The 18,836-nt window shown below is 65.7% G+C and carries 26 protein-coding genes; 21 read left to right on the forward strand and 5 right to left on the reverse strand.

All coding sequences use genetic code 11. From position 1 onward, the window contains the following. Window positions 1–66 precede the first annotated feature (66 nt). Genes VQ067_RS23955 through VQ067_RS24055 form a run of 21 tightly spaced genes read left to right on the forward strand, consistent with a single transcriptional unit; the run spans window position 67 to window position 15,370 of the window. Entirely contained in the window at window positions 67–528 is a 462-nt protein-coding gene (locus VQ067_RS23955; RefSeq protein ID WP_126869528.1) for a head completion/stabilization protein, read from the forward strand. Then, a complete protein-coding gene (locus VQ067_RS23960) occupies window positions 528–965 on the forward strand; it encodes a phage tail protein (RefSeq protein WP_126869527.1) in 438 nt (145 codons plus the stop codon). The genes VQ067_RS23955 and VQ067_RS23960 overlap by 1 nt, the downstream gene beginning before the upstream one ends. Continuing rightward, entirely contained in the window at window positions 958–1,626 is a 669-nt protein-coding gene (locus tag VQ067_RS23965) for a hypothetical protein (protein WP_023126976.1), read from the forward strand. The genes VQ067_RS23960 and VQ067_RS23965 overlap by 8 nt, the downstream gene beginning before the upstream one ends. Window positions 1,627–1,638: 12 nt before the next feature. Further along, window positions 1,639–2,754 carry a DUF2586 domain-containing protein gene (locus VQ067_RS23970; protein ID WP_340080925.1) on the forward strand — a complete coding sequence of 372 codons (1,116 nt, stop codon included), beginning with the start codon at window positions 1,639–1,641 and terminating at the stop codon, window positions 2,752–2,754. 3 nt (window positions 2,755–2,757) lie between these two features. Then, a complete protein-coding gene (locus VQ067_RS23975) occupies window positions 2,758–3,207 on the forward strand; it encodes a phage protein (protein ID WP_023122750.1) in 450 nt (149 codons plus the stop codon). Next, window positions 3,207–3,419 carry a TraR/DksA C4-type zinc finger protein gene (locus VQ067_RS23980; RefSeq protein WP_058355499.1) on the forward strand — a complete coding sequence of 71 codons (213 nt, stop codon included), beginning with the start codon at window positions 3,207–3,209 and terminating at the stop codon, window positions 3,417–3,419. Before VQ067_RS23975 ends, VQ067_RS23980 begins: the two co-directional genes overlap by 1 nt. Further along, the gene (locus tag VQ067_RS23985) at window positions 3,416–3,721 is read left to right on the forward strand and encodes a hypothetical protein (protein WP_019725783.1); all 306 of its coding nucleotides are present in this window, start codon (window positions 3,416–3,418) and stop codon (window positions 3,719–3,721) included. Before VQ067_RS23980 ends, VQ067_RS23985 begins: the two co-directional genes overlap by 4 nt. Then, window positions 3,718–4,179: a lysozyme gene (locus VQ067_RS23990; RefSeq protein WP_023107710.1), complete on the forward strand. Its 462-nt coding sequence runs from the start codon at window positions 3,718–3,720 to the stop codon at window positions 4,177–4,179. The genes VQ067_RS23985 and VQ067_RS23990 overlap by 4 nt, the downstream gene beginning before the upstream one ends. Beyond that, entirely contained in the window at window positions 4,176–4,691 is a 516-nt protein-coding gene (locus tag VQ067_RS23995) for a lysis system i-spanin subunit Rz (RefSeq protein WP_023122753.1), read from the forward strand. The genes VQ067_RS23990 and VQ067_RS23995 overlap by 4 nt, the downstream gene beginning before the upstream one ends. Continuing rightward, window positions 4,688–4,984 carry a putative phage tail assembly chaperone gene (locus VQ067_RS24000; RefSeq protein ID WP_023107708.1) on the forward strand — a complete coding sequence of 99 codons (297 nt, stop codon included), beginning with the start codon at window positions 4,688–4,690 and terminating at the stop codon, window positions 4,982–4,984. The genes VQ067_RS23995 and VQ067_RS24000 overlap by 4 nt, the downstream gene beginning before the upstream one ends. Before the next feature lie 23 nt (window positions 4,985–5,007). Beyond that, window positions 5,008–5,148 (forward strand): DUF6890 family protein, encoded by a 141-nt coding sequence (locus VQ067_RS24005; protein WP_019725779.1) that lies wholly within the window; start codon window positions 5,008–5,010, stop codon window positions 5,146–5,148. Window positions 5,149–5,161: 13 nt separating this feature from the next. Then, complete coding sequence (locus VQ067_RS24010; RefSeq protein ID WP_340080926.1) at window positions 5,162–7,471, forward strand: phage tail tape measure protein; 2,310 nt, start codon at window positions 5,162–5,164, stop codon at window positions 7,469–7,471. Then, window positions 7,468–7,785: a DUF2590 family protein gene (locus VQ067_RS24015; RefSeq protein WP_019725777.1), complete on the forward strand. Its 318-nt coding sequence runs from the start codon at window positions 7,468–7,470 to the stop codon at window positions 7,783–7,785. The genes VQ067_RS24010 and VQ067_RS24015 overlap by 4 nt, the downstream gene beginning before the upstream one ends. Further along, a complete protein-coding gene (locus tag VQ067_RS24020; RefSeq protein ID WP_340080927.1) occupies window positions 7,782–8,954 on the forward strand; it encodes a baseplate J/gp47 family protein in 1,173 nt (390 codons plus the stop codon). Before VQ067_RS24015 ends, VQ067_RS24020 begins: the two co-directional genes overlap by 4 nt. After that, on the forward strand, window positions 8,947–9,471 hold the full coding sequence (locus VQ067_RS24025) for a phage tail protein (protein ID WP_023122756.1): 525 nt from the start codon (window positions 8,947–8,949) through the stop codon (window positions 9,469–9,471). Before VQ067_RS24020 ends, VQ067_RS24025 begins: the two co-directional genes overlap by 8 nt. 9 nt (window positions 9,472–9,480) lie before the next feature. Further along, complete coding sequence (locus VQ067_RS24030; RefSeq protein WP_340080928.1) at window positions 9,481–11,793, forward strand: phage tail-collar fiber domain-containing protein; 2,313 nt, start codon at window positions 9,481–9,483, stop codon at window positions 11,791–11,793. Further along, window positions 11,790–12,266: a phage tail assembly chaperone gene (locus VQ067_RS24035; protein WP_340080929.1), complete on the forward strand. Its 477-nt coding sequence runs from the start codon at window positions 11,790–11,792 to the stop codon at window positions 12,264–12,266. The genes VQ067_RS24030 and VQ067_RS24035 overlap by 4 nt, the downstream gene beginning before the upstream one ends. Further along, window positions 12,263–13,186 (forward strand): hypothetical protein, encoded by a 924-nt coding sequence (locus tag VQ067_RS24040; protein ID WP_340080930.1) that lies wholly within the window; start codon window positions 12,263–12,265, stop codon window positions 13,184–13,186. Before VQ067_RS24035 ends, VQ067_RS24040 begins: the two co-directional genes overlap by 4 nt. Beyond that, entirely contained in the window at window positions 13,183–13,725 is a 543-nt protein-coding gene (locus VQ067_RS24045; protein WP_106120507.1) for a baseplate complex protein, read from the forward strand. The genes VQ067_RS24040 and VQ067_RS24045 overlap by 4 nt, the downstream gene beginning before the upstream one ends. After that, window positions 13,722–14,414, forward strand: coding sequence for a hypothetical protein (locus VQ067_RS24050; protein WP_340080931.1), 693 nt, complete (start codon window positions 13,722–13,724; stop codon window positions 14,412–14,414). The genes VQ067_RS24045 and VQ067_RS24050 overlap by 4 nt, the downstream gene beginning before the upstream one ends. Next, window positions 14,399–15,370: a hypothetical protein gene (locus VQ067_RS24055; protein WP_059309252.1), complete on the forward strand. Its 972-nt coding sequence runs from the start codon at window positions 14,399–14,401 to the stop codon at window positions 15,368–15,370. Before VQ067_RS24050 ends, VQ067_RS24055 begins: the two co-directional genes overlap by 16 nt. A 245-nt stretch (window positions 15,371–15,615) precedes the next feature. Here the strand turns inward: VQ067_RS24055 and VQ067_RS24060 are convergent, their stop codons facing one another. From VQ067_RS24060 to VQ067_RS24080, 5 genes are all read right to left on the reverse strand, one after another. Further along, entirely contained in the window at window positions 15,616–16,038 is a 423-nt protein-coding gene (locus tag VQ067_RS24060) for a type II toxin-antitoxin system HicB family antitoxin (RefSeq protein ID WP_019725767.1), read from the reverse strand. Window positions 16,039–16,070: 32 nt separating this feature from the next. Beyond that, the gene (locus VQ067_RS24065; protein ID WP_019725766.1) at window positions 16,071–16,253 is read right to left on the reverse strand and encodes a type II toxin-antitoxin system HicA family toxin; all 183 of its coding nucleotides are present in this window, start codon (window positions 16,251–16,253) and stop codon (window positions 16,071–16,073) included. 530 nt (window positions 16,254–16,783) lie between these two features. Beyond that, entirely contained in the window at window positions 16,784–17,716 is a 933-nt protein-coding gene (locus VQ067_RS24070) for a ZIP family metal transporter (RefSeq protein ID WP_003120918.1), read from the reverse strand. Window positions 17,717–17,734: 18 nt separating this feature from the next. After that, complete coding sequence (locus VQ067_RS24075) at window positions 17,735–18,346, reverse strand: superoxide dismutase (RefSeq protein WP_003098862.1); 612 nt, start codon at window positions 18,344–18,346, stop codon at window positions 17,735–17,737. Window positions 18,347–18,358: 12 nt separating this feature from the next. Beyond that, window positions 18,359–18,814, reverse strand: a complete 456-nt coding sequence (locus VQ067_RS24080) for a hypothetical protein (RefSeq protein WP_042933854.1) — start codon at window positions 18,812–18,814, stop codon at window positions 18,359–18,361. Window positions 18,815–18,836 lie beyond the last annotated feature (22 nt).

The following is an 18,836-nucleotide window of genomic DNA, read 5'->3' on the forward strand; positions in this document are numbered from 1 at the left end:
GCGAGACGGCTACCTGTAGTCCGCTCAACCCGAAGGCGTCAGCCCCGCCCTATTCGAGTGTCACGCATGAGCTTTTCCGGCAAACCCACCCACGTGATCGAGCAGCCCATCCCCAACGACGGCTTCTGGCCGGATCTGGACGTCGCCGAGTTCCAGCGCCTGTACCGCATGCCGGCGGAATACCTGCTGGATCTGCTGGTGGACGGCGTGACCACCGCCCGGGCCGAGGTGAACCAGGACCTGGCCAAGCGCAAGCGCGCCTGGCAGGCCGCTGGGGTCACTCGGCTGGAAACCGCAGATCCGCAGGTGCTGCCGGATCGCGCCGAGTACGTCGCGCACTACAAGCGCGCCGTGTATTGCCGCGCCAAGGCTCAGCTGCTCGGCCAGTTCGCCACGGTCAACCGCCGTCCCGAGGCCGAGAACCTGGCGAAAGAGGCCGAGCAGACCCGCGAGCTGTTCTTGGCCTACAGCCAGCAGGCCGTCCGCCTGATCCAGGGCCGTTCGCGCATCACAGCGGAGCTTCTGTAATGGACAAGTTGCGCGCCCTAACCGCCTACCTGATCGACCGCCAACTGGTGCCCACCGAGCAGTTGGACAGCTTCGCCGAACAGGTGAGCCTGACCCTGGTCTGGAAGCCTGAACGCGAAGGCCTGCGCCTGGGCGCGATGCGCTATCGCGCCGTCATCATCCTGGAACGGCTGGCCGATCACCCCGGGCGCCTCATGGCTCTGGTCGGCAGTTGGCTGGAGAACAACGACCAGGACCGCGACGGCCTGCCGGATCCTGTATTTGACGTCGAGCAGATGGACCCGGACCTGGCCGACGTAGAACTGTCCGTCGAGTTCGTCGAACCGCTGCACCTGGCCGAGGATCCCGCCGGCGAAATCGAAGCGTTCGGCCAGCGCTGGGCGTTCGTGCCGTTCGACCTGTGGGTGGCCGAGCATGGCGAGGTGATCCATGGCTAGCGGCGCTCTGAACTTCGACATGCGCGGCGAACTCGACGTGCGCGCCCAGATGGCCCTGATGAGCCTGCCGCCGCAATTCCGCCGGCGCCTGCTGAACAACGCGCTCAAGCGCGTACGCGCCCAGGCTCGCCGCAACGTCTCCGGCCAGCAGAGCCCGGATGGTACGCCCTTTGAACCGCGCAAGCGCAAGGGCCGCCGCAAGATGCTTGCGGGCCTGGTCAAGCCCAAGCACCTGAACGTCACTCAACTGAACGCCGACCAGGGCGTGCTGGGCTGGCGTAATCCGCTGATGGGCCACATCGCGGGGCAGCACCAGGACGGTTACGTGGAACGCCGCACCGCCGCGCAGATGCGCCGCTGGAACCGCGTCCAGCCGAACCAGGCCTGCACAGAGAAACAGGCCAAGCGCCTGCGCCGCCTGGGTTTTCGTGTCCGCCAGGCCGGCAAGAAAGGGCTGTCTCGCCCATCCGTGCCGTGGATCCAGCAGCACGTCGGCTTTCAGCAGGCCGGCCTGCTGATTCGCGTCCTGCGCGACGAACAGCCCGGCCCGCAAAGCTGGGAAATCAAGCTGCCCAAGCGCGAATTCCTCGGCATCACCCAGCAGGAAACCGGGCGCCTGGTCGCCCAGCTCCTGGAACAAATCCTGAACTCTCCCCGATAGCGAGGCCCACCCATGGCTTTAGGCACTGTCAGCGTCAATAACCTCAACCTGGGCCAAGGTCCGGTGACTGAGATCGAACGCTATTTCCTGTTCATCGGCCCCGCGCCGAAGAACATCGGCAAGCTGGTCCCCCTAAACACCCAGTCCGACCTGGACGTGCAGCTGGGAATCCCAGATTCCGACCTCAAGCAGCAGATCGCCGCCGCACGGGCCAACGGCAGCAGCCGCTGGGCGGCCATGGCGGCGCCGATTGCACCGGACGGCAGTTGGCAGGACGCGCTGGCCTACGCCCAGCGCGAAGGCGTATCCGTCGAGGCCGTGGTGATTACCCGCCCGGCGGCCGATGCAACCGAGCTGCAGGCCATGCACACGGCCGCCGTCGAACTCGGCAACCGGTACGGCCGCCGCGTGTTCGTGATGGCGGCAGCGCCGGGCCTGACCGACGCCCAGGACTGGTCCACCTACCTGGAGGCCGCCCGCATGCTGGTCGCGGACATTGCCGCGCCGCGCGTGCTGTGCGTCCCGCAGCTGCACCGCAACAACCTGGGCGTGCTGGCCGGGCGCCTGGCGTCCGCAGAGGTCAGCATCGCCGACAGCCCCATGCGCGTTGCCAGCGGCGCCGTGGTCGGCCTCGGCGAGACGCCCCGCGACAAGGACGGGGTGCCGCTGGATATGGCCGTGCTGGCCGAGCTGGACAAGGCTCGTTACTCCGTCCCTCAGACCTACCCCGACTATCCGGGCACCTTCTGGGGCGATGGCAACCTGCTCGACGCCCCCGGCAGTGACTTCAACGTCGTGGAGAACCTGCGCGTGGCCGACAAGGCCGCCCGGCGCGTGCGGATCCTGCTGATTCAGCGTGTCGCGGATCGCAAGGTGAACAACACCCCCAACAGCATGGCGTCCACCCGTACCGCCCTCATGCGCCCGCTACGCGAAATGGCCCGCGCAACCACCTTTGCCGGCCAGACCTTCCCCGGCGAGATCCAGCCGCCCCAGGACGGTGACGTGGTGCTGACCTGGAAGAGCCGCACCGAGGTAGAGGTCTTCATCAAGATCCGCCCCTTCAACAGCCCCAAGACCCTGACCGCGAACATCGCCCTGGACCTGTCCGGCGGCGACGAGGAGTAAGCCATGGCCCGCATTTCTGGAATGAACTTCGACGTGAACATGGGCGACACCCTGGTTCACGTCGAGAAAGCCACCCTGGATATCACCGACAACAGCGCCGTTGCACAGACCGGCGGCGTCCCGGACGGGCATGTGGACGGCGACGTGACCGCCAGCGGCGAACTGGAGCTGGACAGCGCGAACTTCGCCCTGGTGATGGAAGCGGCACGCCGCGCCGGCAGCTTTCGCAAGATCGATCCGGTGGACTGCCTGTTCTTCGCCAAGGCTGGTGTCGATGAAATCCGCGTAGAGGCCTTTGGCTGCAAGCTCAAGGTCTCCAGCCTGCTGGACATTGATCCGAAGGGCGGCACGAAGACCGTCCATAAGATCCCGTTCGATGTCACCAGTCCGGACTTCATTCGCATCAACGGCGTGCCCTACCTCGACGCCAGCGAAACCGAGGATCTGCGCTGATGGCGGACTGTTTCGACCGCGCCCAGGCCCGCGAGCTGCAGGACCGCGAACTGGCCCTGCAGGCGCACCAGGTGCGCGTCCGGCCCAGCGGGCCGAGCCTGACCCACTGCCAGGACTGCGGCGACCCGATTCCCGAGGCGCGCCGCGCACTGGGGGGCATGTTGCGCTGCACGCCCTGCCAATCCGCTTTCGAGAAAGGGGGCCGCAGATGAGCAGCCGCGCCACACCCGCCGTTCGTATCGGCAAGCTGGAACGCGACCTGGCCGTGCTCGATCACCGCTTGGGTGACGTCGAGCGCCTGAACCGCGACGTGCCCCCCCGGCTCACCCGGCTGGAACAGCAGTTCGAGCACATGACCGAGCAGCTGGACGACCTGAACGCCGGCCAGCAGAAGTTAACCAGCACGGTGGACAACATCGGCCGGAAGATCACCTGGGCGCTGGGCGTGGCCAGCACGCTGTGGGCGCTGCTGCAGATGTTCGGGCCGGTCCTGCTGCGTCTGGTGCTGCCATGACGCTGCCGCGCAAGCTCACCGCCGCCGGCGGGGCGCTGGCCCTGGCTGCCGCTCTGGTCGCTCCGTTCGAGGGCCGTTCGCTGGTCGCCTATCTCGACCCTGTGGGGATCCCGACGATCTGCGAGGGGATCACCGCCGGCGTTCGCATGGGCGACATGGCGACCCCGGCAGAGTGCGACGCGCTGCTGGAGCGCGAGCTGCAACGGGCCGTCGATGCGGTTGACCGCCAGGTCCTGGTGCCGCTGCCCGACACGCGCCGCGCCGCCCTGGCGTCGTTCGTCTACAACGTCGGCGAAGGCCAACTGGCCCGCTCGACGCTGTTGCGCAAGCTCAACGCCGGCGACGTGCGTGGCGCCTGCGCCGAGCTGTCGCGCTGGGTCTATGCCGGCGGCAAGAAACTCGGCGGGCTTGTCCGGCGACGCGCTGCCGAGCGCGAGCTGTGCGAGGTGGGCCTGTGAGCCGCTTCGGCCTGCTGCTGGTCGCCGGGCTACTGGCCGTCCTGGTGCTTCTGGTCCTGGAGCGTGGGCGGATCCTGCGCACCAACGACCAGGTGCGCCGCGACCTGCAGGACGCCCAGCGCGAAGTCGCCGGCCTGCAGCAAGCCGCACACATCGCCGGCGAGCTACTGGCCGCCCGTGACGCACTCGACCTCAAGCACACCCAGGAACTCAACGATGAACGCGACCAGAACGCACGCCTGCGCGCTGCTGTTGACGCTGGCCGTCAGCGGCTGCGCGTCAACGCCACCTGCCCCGCAGTGTCCGCCGATGCCGGCGCCACCGGCCTGGCTGATGCAGGAGCCGCCGAACTCGCTGCAGAGGCTCGACAGGATTATTTCGCCCTCCGCGACGAACTCGCCCTGACCCGCCGCATGGTGCTGGGCCTGCAGGACTACGTCCGCACGCTCCAGCGCCTGTACCCCTTCCCCATTTTTCCCGTGATCCAACTACCCCAAGGAAACGCACCATGACCGAACGAAGCGAAAAAACCGAAATCACCCTGCAGATCCAGGACAAGGAATTCACCTTTGCCCTCAGCCCGGCGGACGTGACCCGCTATTTCAACGGCCTGAACCCGAACAACAAGGTAGCGCCCTCGAACAACCTCCTGACCAGCACCGTCCAGCAGGACCAACTGGCCGCCCTGCGCCCGTACCTGGTCAACCCCATGACCGTCATGAAGCTGGCCGGCGCGCTCCTGGAGGAATACGCCCCGGACGTCGAAGTGACCGTAAAAAAGCGCTCGGCCGCGCTGAGCGACTGAACGAAGACGGCCTGGGCCAGCTGATGGCCCTGGTCGAACGCTGGCTACCTGGAGCCGCGCCCACGGCGGACAACCTGGGCACGGCCAAGTGGCTGGAAGACGAACATTGGCGCCGCATGGAGATAGCCGTAACAAACGGCATCGCCAAGGCGCTGAACGGCTGATGGACCCCACCGCATGAGCACCAACAGCACCGCGAGACTGGACTTTGTGCTGCGCCTGATCGACCAGGTGACGGCGCCCGCAGCGCAGGCCAGCAAGGCCCTCATGGACGTGGCCGAGGTCGGCAAGAACGGATTCATGCAGGTGGGCGCCGGCATCGCCGGCGTGGTCGGTTCCGTGGTCGCGTTCCGCCAGTCCCTGGCCCCGGCCTTGGAGCAGACCGGGGCCCTGGGCGAGATCCAGTCCCTGGGCGTCGCCCAAGACGCCCTGGACGGGCTGAACCAGGCGTCGATGGAGTTCGCCGCGAACTACGGCGAGCACGCCACCGCCTTTGTCCGCTCGGCCTACCAGGTCGAAGGCGCGATAAAGGGGCTGGTGGGCAACGAGCTGGCTGCGATCACCAACGCGTCCAACGTGCTGGCCAAGGCCACCCGCGCCGACGCCGACACGATGACAACCTACATCGGCACCATGTACGGGCTGTTCCAGGGCCAGGCCGATGCGATGGGCCGGGCAAAGTGGGTCGAGCAACTGACCGGGCAGACCGCCCGCGCCGTCCAGTTGTTCCGCACGTCCGGCGAACAGATGAACGAGGCGTTCAAGGCTACCGGCATCGGTGCATCGGCCGCCGGCGCCTCCCTGGTCGAACAGATGGCGGTCCTCGGCCAGTTGAGCCAGACCATGGAGGGCGGCGAGGCAGGCGGGCTCTACAAAGCGTTCTTCGAAAACGTCAGCGCCGCCCAGGACAAGCTGGGCATGAAGTTCACCGACGCCGGCGGCCGGCTGCTGCCCATCATGCAGATCCTGGACAAGCTGCAGACGAAGTTCGGCAACCTGACCAAGCAGACCGACCTGGACGCCATTACCGGCGCGTTCGGCGGCGAGGCGGCGCGGATGATCGTCACGTTGCTGAAGGACACCGGCGCCCTGGCCAACAACCTGGACCAACTGGGCAAGGTCAAAGGCATGGAGCGAGCCGAGCGAATGGCCCGGGCCATGGTCGATCCATGGCAACGTCTCGACAGCGTTATCGAGAACATCCGCATATCGTTCGGCATGGTGCTGTTGCCAGTCCTCAACCCGCTGATCGAGCGCGTGGCCGAGGCCGGAAAGACATTCCAGCGCTGGCTGGGCATGTTCCCGAACATCGCTCGATGGCTCGGCTACATCACCCTCGGCGTGCTGGCCCTGACCGCCGCCGCCGGCGCGCTCACGCTGCTGGGCGGCCTGGTCACACTCTTCTCGGTCCTGGTCAGTCCAGTTGCGCTCCTGGTCGCCGGGTTCGCCGCCCTGGTGGTCGCGGTCGGCGCCACCATCATCTGGTGGGACGAGCTGCAGGCAGCCTTCGGCAACACGACCTGGTTCCAGGCGCTGGTGACGATGGCCACCCCGGTGGTGCTGACCTTCCGCATCCTGGTCGCCGTCCTGTCGGGACTATGGGACGTGTTCAGCGCGCTTTGGACCATCGGCGGCGAATACGCTCAATCCCTGGGCTTGCTCAGCGAAGGGGCAGGCGCCGCCACGGGTGCCTGGGGAACCTTCCTCCAGGTGCTGGCAAACGTCAGCCCCTTTGCATTGATCGGGAAAGCCCTCAAGGGCTTGATCGCGCTGCTGAACCTGATTCCGGGGATCAACATCGACGCCGAATTCGGCACGCTGCCCACCCTGCCGCAAGCGGCGGCCGAGGGGGCAACGGTGCCGATCGTTCCCACTGCGAGCCAGGCACAGCCACGCCTCGGCGCCGACGTGCTCGAGCGCGTCATGCCGAAAGCCCCGGAACTGCCGCTGGTCCTGCAGGCGAGTGTCCCCCCTTCAAGCGTCCCAGCACAGCCGCTGCCTGTCCTGCAGCAGCCTCTGGCCCCCGTACTGGGCCGGGTCACACCGCCGAGCATCCCAGCCCAGCCCCTGCAGTTGCTGCCCGAAGCGGCACCGCTGCCGGACCTGCAGCAGCACCTGGCGCCCACGCTGGGGCTGGTTTCGGCTCTGCCCACCCTGCAGCAACCGCTGGACCCGCTACTGGGCCAGCTCAAGCCCCCAGCCGCCCAACCGCTGCACCTGGTTCCCCAGGTGCAGCGGTTGCCGCCGCAACCCATGGAGGCCACCAACGCCCTGGAAGGCGCCGAGAAAGCCCGAGAGTCGATCAATAGGGCAATCCCTCGCCTCGCCCCTCAACAGGCCACCAGCGTGCCACCTGGGGGCTTCCTGCGCGCCATCCAGAACACCAACACGGTGAACCGAGGAATGCACGTCGAGAAAGTCGAGATCCATACCAGCAAGGCACCCACCGCGCACGACCTGGAAGGCCTCCTGGAGATGGCCGGATGACGCTCTACATCGATCTTTTGATTGTCGGCAACGACCTGGCCCTGGATCCGTCCCGCCAGCCGCGCCTGGTCGACGACCGGGCGAGCATCGCCCAGGACATCGCGCACCTGATCCGCGAAAGCGGGCTGTTGGTCACGCTGGTGGCCGAGCGTAGCCGGCTGAAACAGCGCGATTGCATCCAGCAAATGGAGCTGCTGGTTGAAGCGGACGAGCGCCTGGTGCCCGGCACCGTGCGGATTATCGAAGAAGGGTCGGGGCGCTACCTGGTCACGGCCACAACTGTGGAATTCGGCGCAATCGAGGTAACGCTGTGACTGTAGATTTCAAAGGCGCGCTGCGCGACGCCGGTATCCCAACCACCGAAGCCGATCTGCGCAAGGCCTGGGAAAAGGAGGTGGAGGCCCAGGGCTCGCTGCTGAGCAATACAAGCGCCTATTCGCCGTTCTGGCGCATCGTCACCGCCCTGGTGACGAAACCCGTCCTGGCCCTGCTGGAGTTCATCAGCGGCACCGTGCTACCGAACTTCTTCGTGAAGACCGCCGGCGGCGCCTGGCTGGATATGCTGGCCTGGGCGGTCAATGTGGAGCGCAAGCCGGCCAGCCAGGCCGAGGGCGCGCTGTTATTCACCCGCGCCGCTCCCGCCGGAGTCCTGGAGGTGCCCGTAGGCACACGGGTGCAGTCCGCAGCGATCAACGGCCATATCTACGAGCTGGAGACGACCGAACCCGGGCTGTTCGAGGATGGCCAGACCCAGGCGTCCATCCCCGTCCGCGCCGTCGAGCCGGGCAGCGGGTTCAACCTGGCGCCCGGCTACTACGCCATTCTCCCCGTGCCGGTCCCCGGCATCGTCCAGGTGGTGAACCTGGACGGCTGGCTGTCCGTGCCCGGGGCCGACTCCGAACCCGACGAGCAACTGCGCTTGCGCGTGCGTAACCAGTTCTCCGCCGTCAACCAGTCCCACACCGATGCTGTGTATCGCGCCATGATCGCCGGCTTTCAGGGCGTGCGCCCGGATGGCGTGTACTTCGAGCACGGTGCGCCGCGTGGGCCAGGCTCGGCCAATGCCTTCGTGCTGTTCGATGCCGGCGTGCCGGCGGACGAGTACCTGGAGCAGATAAACGCCTACATCCGCGACGAGGGCAACCACGGCCACGGCGACGACCTGCAGGTGTTCGTCATGCCCGAAACACTGCACAAGGTCCGCGTCGAGATCTGGCCCCGGGCAAATCTCACCGCCGACCAGCGCGCAGAGCTGAAAACCAACGTGGAGCAGTTCATCCGCGCCGCATTCCGCGAGAGTACCGCCAGTGGCTACCAACCGACCCTGACCTATCCGCAGTCGCGCTTCAGCTTCAGCCGGCTAGCCGAGGAACTGCACGAACAGTTCCCACGCCTGGAGTCCCTGCACTTCGACAACACCGACATTCTGTCGCAGCTGAATATCCCCCGGCTCCAGGATCTGCAGGTGGTCGCCCATGATTAAGCTGAAGCTGCCGTTCTGGCTCGACGGCCCCGAGCTGGCCAAGCTGACCCGCGCCGCACAGGCCTGGTGGGAAAAGGCCGAAGACTGGCTGCGCTGGCCGCTGCTGCAGCTGGACGCGGAAACCTGCCACATCACGATCCTGGATCTGTTGGCCTGGCAGCGCGACATATCCCGATTCCGCGGCGAACCGGAAAACCTGTACCGGCTGCGCGTGAAACACGCATTCGTCAACGCCGTGGACGCCGGATCCGTCGCCGGCGTGAAACGCATCCTGCAGCGCCTCGGCGTCGGCTACGTCGAGATCGAGGAACGGATGCCCGGCCGCGACTGGGACGTTGTGCTGCTGCAACTGACCGACTCGCAGCTATCGGCCAATCCCGAGCTGCTGCGCGTACTGATCCAGCAGTACGGGCGTACCTGCCGTCGCTACGACTTCCAGACCATCACACCGGTGACGCTGCACATCGTCGCCGCCGACTTCAACGACGACCAGCAGACCCTGGTCGCTACCCTGTAGGAGCCACGCATGGCACGCATCACCACCGCCGGCGAACGTTTGATTGCCCAGAAGCTGGGCGAAAAGAAGATCCTGGAAATCAGCCGCGTCGTGCTCGCCTTGGTGCCTGGCCTGGATCCGAGCAAGCCGGTAGACCGCGACGCGGCCAAGCCGCCGGCCAACCAGATCGTCTACACCGCCAACGTGACCAAGGCCGGGTACGTGAACCCGAACCAGATCGTTTACAGCCTGATGATGGGTAGCGACGTCGGGGACTTCGACTGGAACTGGATGGGCCTGGAGTCCGCCGAGGGCGTTCTGTTCGCCGTCGCCTGGGTGCCGGTCCAGCAGAAGCGCAAGAACAAACCGCCGCTGCAGATCGGCAACAACGTGACCCGGAACATCTTGGTGATGTTCGACGGCGCCCAGGAACTGACCGCGCTGACCATCGACGCCAGCACCTGGCAGCACGACTTCACCGTGCGCCTGGCCGGGATCGACGAACGCGAACGCCGGAGCAACAGGGACATCTTCGGGCGGGCGACCTTCTTCAACGCCGGTCTGCTGCTTGAGAAAGCGGCCACGAACTACCGGCTGAAAGCCGGACTGGCCTACGTCGAAGGGATCCGCGTCAACGCCTCGGCGGACGTGTCCGTCGCGGCGCCGGCGCTGCCGTCCACCGCATGGTTGGACGTGCGCCTGCAGCGTGACCAGTCCGACGTGGTGGCGTCTTGGTCCATCGCCTGGGGCGCCGACCGGCAGGACTTCACAGACAGCGCTGGTGCTCAGCATTACCTGGTGCCGCTGGCTGATCTGGCCGCCAATGGTGCCGTCACCGACCGGCGCGCTGTCGAGCCCATCGCCGGCGACCTGGTGCGCTACCTGGCCGCCCGCGTCGGCACCTATCCGAATCTGCGCGCCCAGGCAACGACAAAGGGGGACGTGGGCCTGGGCAACCTGCCCAACGCCATCAGCGACGACCCGACTAACAACAACGGCCAGGTGCTGGCCACCACCAAGATGGTCCAGGCCGTGCGATCGATCCTACAGGGCGCGCTGGATGCCATCGTCAGTGGCGCCACGGTGGTGGGCAAGGCCGCCCGGCTGGCCACCCCTCGGCGGATCTCCATCAGCGGCGCGGCGACGGGCTCTGGCACCTTCGACGGCAGCGCGGACACCGCCCTGGCCATCACCCTGGCGGACTCCGGCGTAACCGCTGGCACGTACCCGAAAGTCAACGTAAACGCCAAAGGCCTGGTAACAGGCGGGGCGGCCTTGACGGCGGCGGACCTGCCCGCCCTCGATGTCGCCAAGATCACTACCGGCGTCCTGCCCGTGGCCCGTGGCGGCACGGGCAACGCCATCGGCCAGGCTACGACGGCAGTGAAACTCGCCACACCGCGCACTATCTCCGTGGTGGGTGACGGAACCGGTAGCGCATCGTTCGATGGCAGCGCCAATGCAAGCCTCTCGTTAGCTCTGGCGAATACCGGCGTTGGAGCGGGAACCTATACGAAAGTCAGCGTCAACGCCAAAGGGTTGGTCACAGGCAGCGCGGCGCTGGTGCCAGCGGATATACCCGGACTGGACTGGTCCAAAATCAGTAGCGGCAAACCGACGAGCCTGGCTGGCTATGGCATCACCGACGGCATCAAGATCGGTAGTTTTGGACTCGCTGGAAATATCGCACCAACTGCCGGCATAGACACCGTTGGCCTAGCTGGAGGGTTTTACGGATATGCAGCGGGGGCAACATCCTTCGTCAATTACTGCAGCTTGATCAATATTCCATATATTTCAGATAGATACTCCGCACAGCTGGGCATCATGCAAGGGGCGAATGAAGTAAACGTACATGTTCGCTCAACCAAAAATGATGGGAAGTGGACACCCACTCGCCGGCTATGGCACGACGGCGACTTCCGTCCGACTGACTTTGCGGCTACTGGACATTCTCACGATGCGAACCAGATAACCTCCGGCATCCTGCCGCTGGCTCGCGGTGGCACAGGTGCCAACAACGCCGCAACGGCCCGAAGCAACATCGGCGCCGGGACTATCGCAACCGCCTCGCTGGGATCCAGCGGCTGGTGGCGAGACAACGACACGGGACTGATCCGCCAGTGGGGGCGGGTGACTGTAGGCGGGGACACTACTGCAGGCATCACTTTCCCGATTCCGTTTCCGAACGTTTGCCTGGGCGGCTTCGCGGGCCAGACAGCAAATTTCCACCCCGGCACAGACGCGAGCACCTCGTTCTATAACCTGACGACGACAGGTGCGACTGTGGAAAACGGGTACCAACTACAGATGGTTCTGTTCTGGGAGGCATTCGGCCGATGAACACCAGCGACTATGTTTTCTCCCCCTCTGCGACGGCGTTCTACCCCGTGTCGTTGCGCGAGGCCTACGAGTCCGGCAACGGCTGGCCTGCAGACGGAATCCCCGTCAGCGCTGAGGTCCACGCCAGGATCCTGCAGGAACAGGAAGCTGGCCGGGTGATCTGCGCAGGCCCGGATGGGCAGCCGATGACGAAAGAGCCGCCACCGCCCTCCACCGATGAACTGGCGACGATAGAGCGCGCCTGGCGGGATCACCAACTGGACGCCACCGACGCCCTGGTGGCACGCCACCGCGACGAGATCGAGGACGGCGACACTACCCTGACCGGCGAGCAGTACCAGGCACTGCAGGCCTACCGGCGCACCCTGCGCGACTGGCCCGAGCAGGGCGAGTTTCCGCTTGCGGAGCACCGCCCCAGCGCCCCGGCGTGGCTCGCCGAAGAGCTGGAGCGCGACGGCAGGTACTCCGCATGACCTGGGCATCAGTGACCATACGCTGGCCTGCCCAGGCCACGCGCTGGCTGGACGACTTGAGCAACGCGCAGAAGCTCGCCGGCGGCGAGCTGGCCAGCACAACCAAGCGTATGCGCGACCTGCAGGGGCTGGCCACCACCAACCCGGGGCCGGTCGGTGCGGCGGCCGGGCCGGCGATATCCGCCGGGCGCAACGCGATGGCCACCACGCTGGGCCAGGCTCCCGCCTGCATGGCCGTGACGCCATTCCAGACAGGAATCGGCCAGGGCAAAGGACACCAGCGCTTCCTGTCGGCGCCGAACCTCCTGCAGCTGCTGGGCGATAAGCTGCTGCAACTGCCGCAGCGCGACGACCAGGAACAGCACGCCCTGATCCTGTTGTTCCTGGGCACGCGCTACGACCGGTTAGCGGCCACCCTGGGCCGTTTCAACGCGCTGATGCCGATTCCAGACCTGCAGCGCGCCGAGCGGCGCGCCGGACACCTTTCCCGCCTGGAAACGGAAAAGTGGATCCTGCCCACCGCCGGCCCCTTGCCTCGCTGGCAGGATCTGCCCCTGGAGCGCTGCACCATTACCCGCGCAGCCCGGCAAACCCTGTCCGGGCAGTTGGCCGTTCTGGAAGGCTACGCCGCCGACAGTTCGCCCATGGCCGAGCTGGGCGCCCTGGCGCAGCGCAAGCAGGCACTGCAGGCGAGCAAGGACGCCGCCCTGCAGGCGCTGCGCGCGCAACTGGAGAATGGCGCCGAGGACAGCACAATGCAGGCCCGCCTGGTCGGCCCCGGCAACGCCAGCGAGCTACGCCGGCAGTTGCTCAAGGGCAAGGCGCCAGGGCATGAGTGGGTGCTGTGCGCCGGGCTGGCCCTGGTCGGTTCGCTCGCCGGCCTGGCGTTCGTGCGTGAGCTGGTGGGGCTGGATCCATGACGCTCATGCTCGACGGCGAACAGGTCCACGGAAAGGAACTGCAGATCACCGCCAACCTGCGCATCGAAAGCGCGGACCTGTCCGGGCAGACCAGCAACACGGCTACAGCTCACAAGGGCTTCAAGCCCAAGGGGCTGACCGTCAGCCTGATGATTCCCTACGTAGACCAGACGCACCTGGTGGCCCTGGTGCGGATGGCCGAGAAGACAGCGGGCGGCGGACAACTGCATACATACCGCGTCGTCAACAAGACAGCCGAGGCCTTCGGCGTGCGCCAGGTCCAGTTCAGCGACAACCTCAGCGTACGCGAAGACGACCTGCTGCGGGCCTGGCGGATCCAGTTCACCCTGACCGAAAAGCTCTCGAACCCCGAGCGTGTAGAGACACGCCGGCCCGGAAACAAGGTCCAGCAGCAGGCCGGCACCGGCGCCACGGTCGCGGATCCCACCGCCGGCGGCGACGGCAAGCCCACCCAGGAACTGACAGGGTTCGAACGGATCCTGCAGCGCGTGGACCAGGCGCTGGAGGGTACGCCGTGAAGCTGCACCAGGTACTCACCGTCAACAGCCAGGCCGTGCCGCTGGTTCAGGGCGAAGTTCGCCTGGATCTGCGCACGCCTGGGCGGGCGTCGTTCACCATCAAGGCACCGGCGCCGGTACGCGGCCTGGTCGCCCTGGACATTGGCTACAACGACCGGCCGCTGCAGCGGCACTTCCTGGGCTACGTCGAGCGCTGCAGCGCGGCGAACGCGACCGAGCAGGTTCTGTTCTGCCGCGAACTGGCCGCCGTCCTCGCCCAGCCCCTGCCCATGGGGCTACGCCATGTGGATCTCCGCGAGGTTCTGGAGGACGTGAGCCGCCAGACCGGCCTGACCTTCCGTGTCCCGGACGCCGACTACTCCAGGACGAAAGCACCTTACTTCTACTCGCTCGCCGCCGGCTACCAGGCCATGGACAGCCTGTCCCGGGTGTTCCAGATCCCGGATTTCATCTGGCATCAGCAGGGCAACGGCGAGGTCTATGTGGGCAACTGGGCGCATAGCTACTGGGGCGCACGGGCGCCCATCCAGCTGGAAACCGAACTGTTCGACAGCTACCAGGGCAAACAGTCCGCCGTGGTGGCAGCACTGCCCGGGATCCGCCCCGGGGCGACAATCAACCAGGGCGAGCGCATCACCTCGGTGACGCTCACCGGAACCCAGATGGCCATCAAATGGAAGAAGCTGTAACCCGTATCGTAGAGCGGCAATTCCCTGAACTCTCCGGCGGCTATCACCTACCGCGCTACGCCCGCGTCACCGCCGTGGCGGATCCGCCGGCGGCGAACGGCTTATGCGACGACTTCCGCCCCCGCTTCGCCGTAGATCTGGAGATTCTGGACGTGAACGGCGAGGCCGACCCGGCGTTGCCGCCCATGCCGGGCGTCCCGCTACCGCTGCCCAACGGCGGCGGCGAACGTGGGTTCCTGGCCTTCCCCGAGGAAGGCACCATGGTGGTGGTGGGCTTCGCATACGGCCTGCCGAACAAGCCGTTCATTTTGCAGATCCTGCCCCACGGCCAGAGCCTGCCGAAGCTGCCGAAAGAGGATCAGCTGTGGCAGCACAGCGAAGCCGTTCTGCAGCGCGTAGACGGCGCGGGGAACTGGACGAGGCAGACGGATGGGCGTATCCGCGATCAAGCAATGGAGCGCGAGATAGAGGCCCTGGAGAATGTCGAACGCTACCAAGGCAGCCGAGTCGAGATCGAGGACCACGCGACCGAGCAGGTGGGCGGCGTCAAGCGGATCGAGGCGCTGGGTGCGCTCAAGCTGTTATCCGGCGGATCCGCCAGCCTGGCCGCCGTGGACGATCTACACCAGGCCACCGGGCGCGACCTGAACCTGGTTGCCGGCCAGCGCTACAACGCCACCATCGGCGCCGGCATGGACGAGCGTATCCAGGGAATGCGCCGGAGCGTGGCGGCCGTCGCCCAGCACCTGCAGGCGCCGAAGACATGGCTGGGGTCTGCTGACGTGAATGTCCTGCAGGTGTTGTGCGACCTGCTGGACCTGGTGCAGCAGATGAACACCCAGTTAGCCGGTCACGTCCACCCGCCGGCAGGACCACCGACCAATGCCGGCGACTTCACCACTGACGCGGCCCAAGCAGCCGCCTTGGCCGGGAAGCTAAAGCCGATCACCGGATAGAAAAAGCCCGCCGAATTGGCGGGCTTCTTCGTGCGCGTCGGATCAGTACGCGTCGTCGGGATAGTAGCTGTCCCGACCCAGCTTGGCTTCCAGGTACTCTTCAAGCAGGGTCATCAGGGCGAGATTGAACAGCCCCTGCTCTTTCAAGTGGGCCACGGCCTCATCTGCAGAAATCTCCTTCCTGGTGAACTTATGCACTGTTTCCGTGAATGGCATATCAACCTCCTAACGCTATCCTGGTGCCATTATGCCGCAATGACAGTCACAGCCAACCGTTGGCCCAAGATCGCCAGAGCATGTTCCACCGCTTCGATCTTCGACCCGTGGAGCAGATCCACCAGGCGGTCTACCTGGACGCGATTCACTCCCAGCCGGCGAGCCAGTTCCGCCTTCCCTACGTTCTGAGCCAGCATGGTGTTCCACAGCGCAATCTTGGCCGAAGTGAGCGCGGGCAATCGAACGATCGACTGACCCGCTTTGCCTTTCGACGGCAGTGGGATCGACTGCCGCCGGTCCACATAGAGCGACAGGGCCGACTCTAGGCCTTCCACAGCGTCCAGCAGCGCTTCATCAACGGTATCTCCGGCGCTCGCCATTTCGGGTACATCGTCGCAGCTGACCCACACGCTGCCGGCTTCCTCGTGAACCGTTACGGGATAGTCAAACATAGCTGTTCAGCCTCCGATCATAGGGCTGGGCCTCAATCCTTGAGGCCCAGGTCTTTGATTATCTTCTTCCTCAACCCATCGCCTATTTCCTTGGCTCCATGGTCAGGGAAGATCGTCTGGTTGTCGCCGTAGTAGACCTTGAAGTGGCTTCCCTTGGCAGGCTCGAAAATGACTCCCCGAGCCTTCAACCAGCGCCGAAACTCGCTGTACTTCATGTTGAGTCCTTATCGTTTCGACGGAAGAGAGTATGCAACATTTTTGTTACTACCGCAACATTTTTGTTGCATCCCTTTGATAGCTCAAAAAATGTCCGGCCACGAAAAAAATCGAACACAAAACGCACTTATCCCCCTCCCGCCGACGGGCCGTGTGTCGTGGAAATCGTGAAACCCGGGGTGAGATGAAACCAGGCTCCCAGGACGCGCCCCTGCTGGGCCTGGAGAGCCCAGGGGCCGTTTCACACTGTGAAAGGAATTGTGAAGGAATGAAGCAGGTGCGAGCTGATAGTGTCCACAAATCGTCCACACCAGGGATAGATATTTAACCCAAATAAGGGCAAATATCCAATAAAACCTTTACAATTCAACATCTTATACGCCGAACCAAAGCATGCGAAGCGGTCAACAACCGTTTCGACGAAGGCGAGTAGCCTCTTCCCAGCGACAACGAAAAAGCCGCCAACTGGCGGCTTTTCCTTTCCGGCGATTGCGGCCGGCGTCAATTCAGCGCGGGTCGGATGAGTCCCCTAGCCCAGCGCGGTATCCAGCACCATCATCAGGCAGAAGCCGAACACCAGGCCCAGCGTAGCCTCGGCGGCATGTCCCTGGCGGTGGGATTCGGGAATGATCTCGTGGGTGACCACGAAGAGCATCGCTCCCGCCGCGGCGGCCAGCCCCCAGGGCAGGAGCAGCGCGGAGAGGCCGACCAGCCAGGCGCAGAGCACCGCGAACAGCGGCTCGACCAGGCCCGACGCGGCACCGACCAGCATCGCCTTGAAACGCGACATACCGACTCCGGCCAGCACCAGCGCCACCACCAGCCCTTCCGGCACATCCTGCAGAGCGATGCCCAGGGCGAGGCCGTTGGCCTCGTCCAGGCCGGCACCGGCCGACACGCCAACCGCCATGCCTTCGGGGATGTTGTGCAGGACGATGGCCGTGACGAATAGCAGGATGCGCGGGGGAATGCCACCGGACAGTGGCGCGCCCTCGCAACCGGGATGGACGTCCGGCATCAGCCGGCCGAGGATGAACAGCCCCATCACGCCGACCGCCAGGCCGAAACTGACCAGGAACCCCGCGCCGAACTTCGAGTAGCCGAGGTCGCCGGCCGCGGATAGCGCCGGCATGATCAGCGAGAAGGCCGTCGCCGAGAGCATCACGCCGGCACCGAAGCCCAGCAGCGCATCCGACAGGCGCGCCGGCATGGTCTTCACCACCAGCACCGGCATCGCCCCGAGAGCGGTACCGAAGGCGCAGAGCAGGCCGCCTTTCAACGCCAGCACGATGGGCGCCGGCAGGTTGAGCTCGGCCAGCAACAGCGCGTGGCGGCCGAGCAGGTAGCCGCCGCCGATGAAGATCAGCAGGCCCAGCAGGTTGCGCAGCGTCCGCCCGTTACCTTCGGCGATGCCATGGAGCAACGCCTTCATCGCCGCACCGCCAGGCTGCCGGCCAGCCATCTCGCATCACGGGTAACACTAGGCCAGGGCTTGCGCATAGCGACGCGCGACCTCCCGCCAGTCGATCACGTTGTAGAAAGCGCCGATGTATTCCGGGCGGCGGTTCTGGTACTTCAGGTAATAGGCGTGCTCCCATACGTCCAGGCCGAGGATCGGCGTATTGCCGTTCATCAGCGGGCTGTCCTGGTTACCGCTGCTCTCCACCAGCAAGCTGCCCTGGGGAGTCACGCTGAGCCAGGCCCAGCCGCTGCCGAAGCGGGTCAGCGCAGCCTTGGTGAACGCATCCTTGAACGCCTCGAAGCCCCCGAGCTGCTCATCGATGGCCCGCCCCAGGTCGCCATCGGGACGGCCACCGCCCTGGGGCGACATCACGGTCCAGAACAGCGAGTGGTTGGCATGCCCACCGCCATTGTTGACAACCGGGGTGCGCAGCTTCTCCGGCAGACCAGCCAGTTGCCGCAGCAGGCTTTCCACCGGCTGCTCGGCATAGGGCGTGCCTTCCAGCGCGGCGTTCAGGTTGTTCACGTAGGTCTGGTGGTGCTTGCTGTGGTGGATCTCCATGGTCAGCGCATCGATATGCGGTTCCAGGGCATCGTAGGCGTAGGGCAAGGGCGGCAAGGCGTGGGGCATGGAAACTCTCCGTCAGTGATAGCGAAGTGAGGGGGGCGGAGCGAGGAACTCGGGTCGGACCTCCGCGTTCGGCGGTCCCTTGAGCAGGCGCTCGGTGCGCGGATAGGCACCGTGCTCGCCGATGAACGACAGCAGTTCGACATAGGTGCGCCGGCTGTGATGCTGGGCCGCCTGGCGCAGGGCCAACGGCAGCTTCTGGTCGGCGCTGACCCGCAACAGGCGCTCGTGGCAGGCGCAGAGGTATTCGGCGGTTTCCTCCGGTTGCTCCAGTTGCAGGTGCAAGTCGGCCAGGTTGTGATGGGAAATGACGAACGCCATCACCGCCTCGTCGGCGTCGCCCCAGCGTTCCAGCAGCACCTGGGCCAGGGCCAGGGCCAGGGCATGGAGGTAATGCTCACGCGCATCGATCAATGCGCCGGTGACGAAACAGCGGTTGCCCTGTTCGATCGTTCGTTGCCAATGACGCATGGCGGTACCTCCAGTGGTGGGG

Source organism: Pseudomonas sp. KBN12P06040 (assembly GCF_037574965.1).
Lineage (GTDB): Bacteria > Pseudomonadota > Gammaproteobacteria > Pseudomonadales > Pseudomonadaceae > Pseudomonas > Pseudomonas aeruginosa.

What these genes read in the sequence shown, in the direction of transcription:
- VQ067_RS23955 (WP_126869528.1), top strand. Translation starts at nt 67, where the DNA reads ATGAGCTTTTCCGGCAAACCCACCCACGTGATCGAGCAGCCCATCCCC.
- VQ067_RS23960 (WP_126869527.1), top strand. Translation starts at nt 528, where the DNA reads ATGGACAAGTTGCGCGCCCTAACCGCCTACCTGATCGACCGCCAACTG.
- VQ067_RS23965 (WP_023126976.1), top strand. Translation starts at nt 958, where the DNA reads ATGGCTAGCGGCGCTCTGAACTTCGACATGCGCGGCGAACTCGACGTG.
- VQ067_RS23970 (WP_340080925.1), top strand. Translation starts at nt 1,639, where the DNA reads ATGGCTTTAGGCACTGTCAGCGTCAATAACCTCAACCTGGGCCAAGGT.
- VQ067_RS23975 (WP_023122750.1), top strand. Translation starts at nt 2,758, where the DNA reads ATGGCCCGCATTTCTGGAATGAACTTCGACGTGAACATGGGCGACACC.
- VQ067_RS23980 (WP_058355499.1), top strand. Translation starts at nt 3,207, where the DNA reads ATGGCGGACTGTTTCGACCGCGCCCAGGCCCGCGAGCTGCAGGACCGC.
- VQ067_RS23985 (WP_019725783.1), top strand. Translation starts at nt 3,416, where the DNA reads ATGAGCAGCCGCGCCACACCCGCCGTTCGTATCGGCAAGCTGGAACGC.
- VQ067_RS23990 (WP_023107710.1), top strand. Translation starts at nt 3,718, where the DNA reads ATGACGCTGCCGCGCAAGCTCACCGCCGCCGGCGGGGCGCTGGCCCTG.
- VQ067_RS24000 (WP_023107708.1), top strand. Translation starts at nt 4,688, where the DNA reads ATGACCGAACGAAGCGAAAAAACCGAAATCACCCTGCAGATCCAGGAC.
- VQ067_RS24005 (WP_019725779.1), top strand. Translation starts at nt 5,008, where the DNA reads ATGGCCCTGGTCGAACGCTGGCTACCTGGAGCCGCGCCCACGGCGGAC.
- VQ067_RS24010 (WP_340080926.1), top strand. Translation starts at nt 5,162, where the DNA reads ATGAGCACCAACAGCACCGCGAGACTGGACTTTGTGCTGCGCCTGATC.
- VQ067_RS24015 (WP_019725777.1), top strand. Translation starts at nt 7,468, where the DNA reads ATGACGCTCTACATCGATCTTTTGATTGTCGGCAACGACCTGGCCCTG.
- VQ067_RS24025 (WP_023122756.1), top strand. Translation starts at nt 8,947, where the DNA reads ATGATTAAGCTGAAGCTGCCGTTCTGGCTCGACGGCCCCGAGCTGGCC.
- VQ067_RS24030 (WP_340080928.1), top strand. Translation starts at nt 9,481, where the DNA reads ATGGCACGCATCACCACCGCCGGCGAACGTTTGATTGCCCAGAAGCTG.
- VQ067_RS24035 (WP_340080929.1), top strand. Translation starts at nt 11,790, where the DNA reads ATGAACACCAGCGACTATGTTTTCTCCCCCTCTGCGACGGCGTTCTAC.
- VQ067_RS24040 (WP_340080930.1), top strand. Translation starts at nt 12,263, where the DNA reads ATGACCTGGGCATCAGTGACCATACGCTGGCCTGCCCAGGCCACGCGC.
- VQ067_RS24045 (WP_106120507.1), top strand. Translation starts at nt 13,183, where the DNA reads ATGACGCTCATGCTCGACGGCGAACAGGTCCACGGAAAGGAACTGCAG.
- VQ067_RS24055 (WP_059309252.1), top strand. Translation starts at nt 14,399, where the DNA reads ATGGAAGAAGCTGTAACCCGTATCGTAGAGCGGCAATTCCCTGAACTC.
- VQ067_RS24060 (WP_019725767.1), bottom strand. Translation starts at nt 16,038, where the DNA reads ATGTTTGACTATCCCGTAACGGTTCACGAGGAAGCCGGCAGCGTGTGG.
- VQ067_RS24065 (WP_019725766.1), bottom strand. Translation starts at nt 16,253, where the DNA reads ATGAAGTACAGCGAGTTTCGGCGCTGGTTGAAGGCTCGGGGAGTCATT.
- VQ067_RS24070 (WP_003120918.1), bottom strand. Translation starts at nt 17,716, where the DNA reads ATGGCTGGCCGGCAGCCTGGCGGTGCGGCGATGAAGGCGTTGCTCCAT.
- VQ067_RS24075 (WP_003098862.1), bottom strand. Translation starts at nt 18,346, where the DNA reads ATGCCCCACGCCTTGCCGCCCTTGCCCTACGCCTACGATGCCCTGGAA.
- VQ067_RS24080 (WP_042933854.1), bottom strand. Translation starts at nt 18,814, where the DNA reads ATGCGTCATTGGCAACGAACGATCGAACAGGGCAACCGCTGTTTCGTC.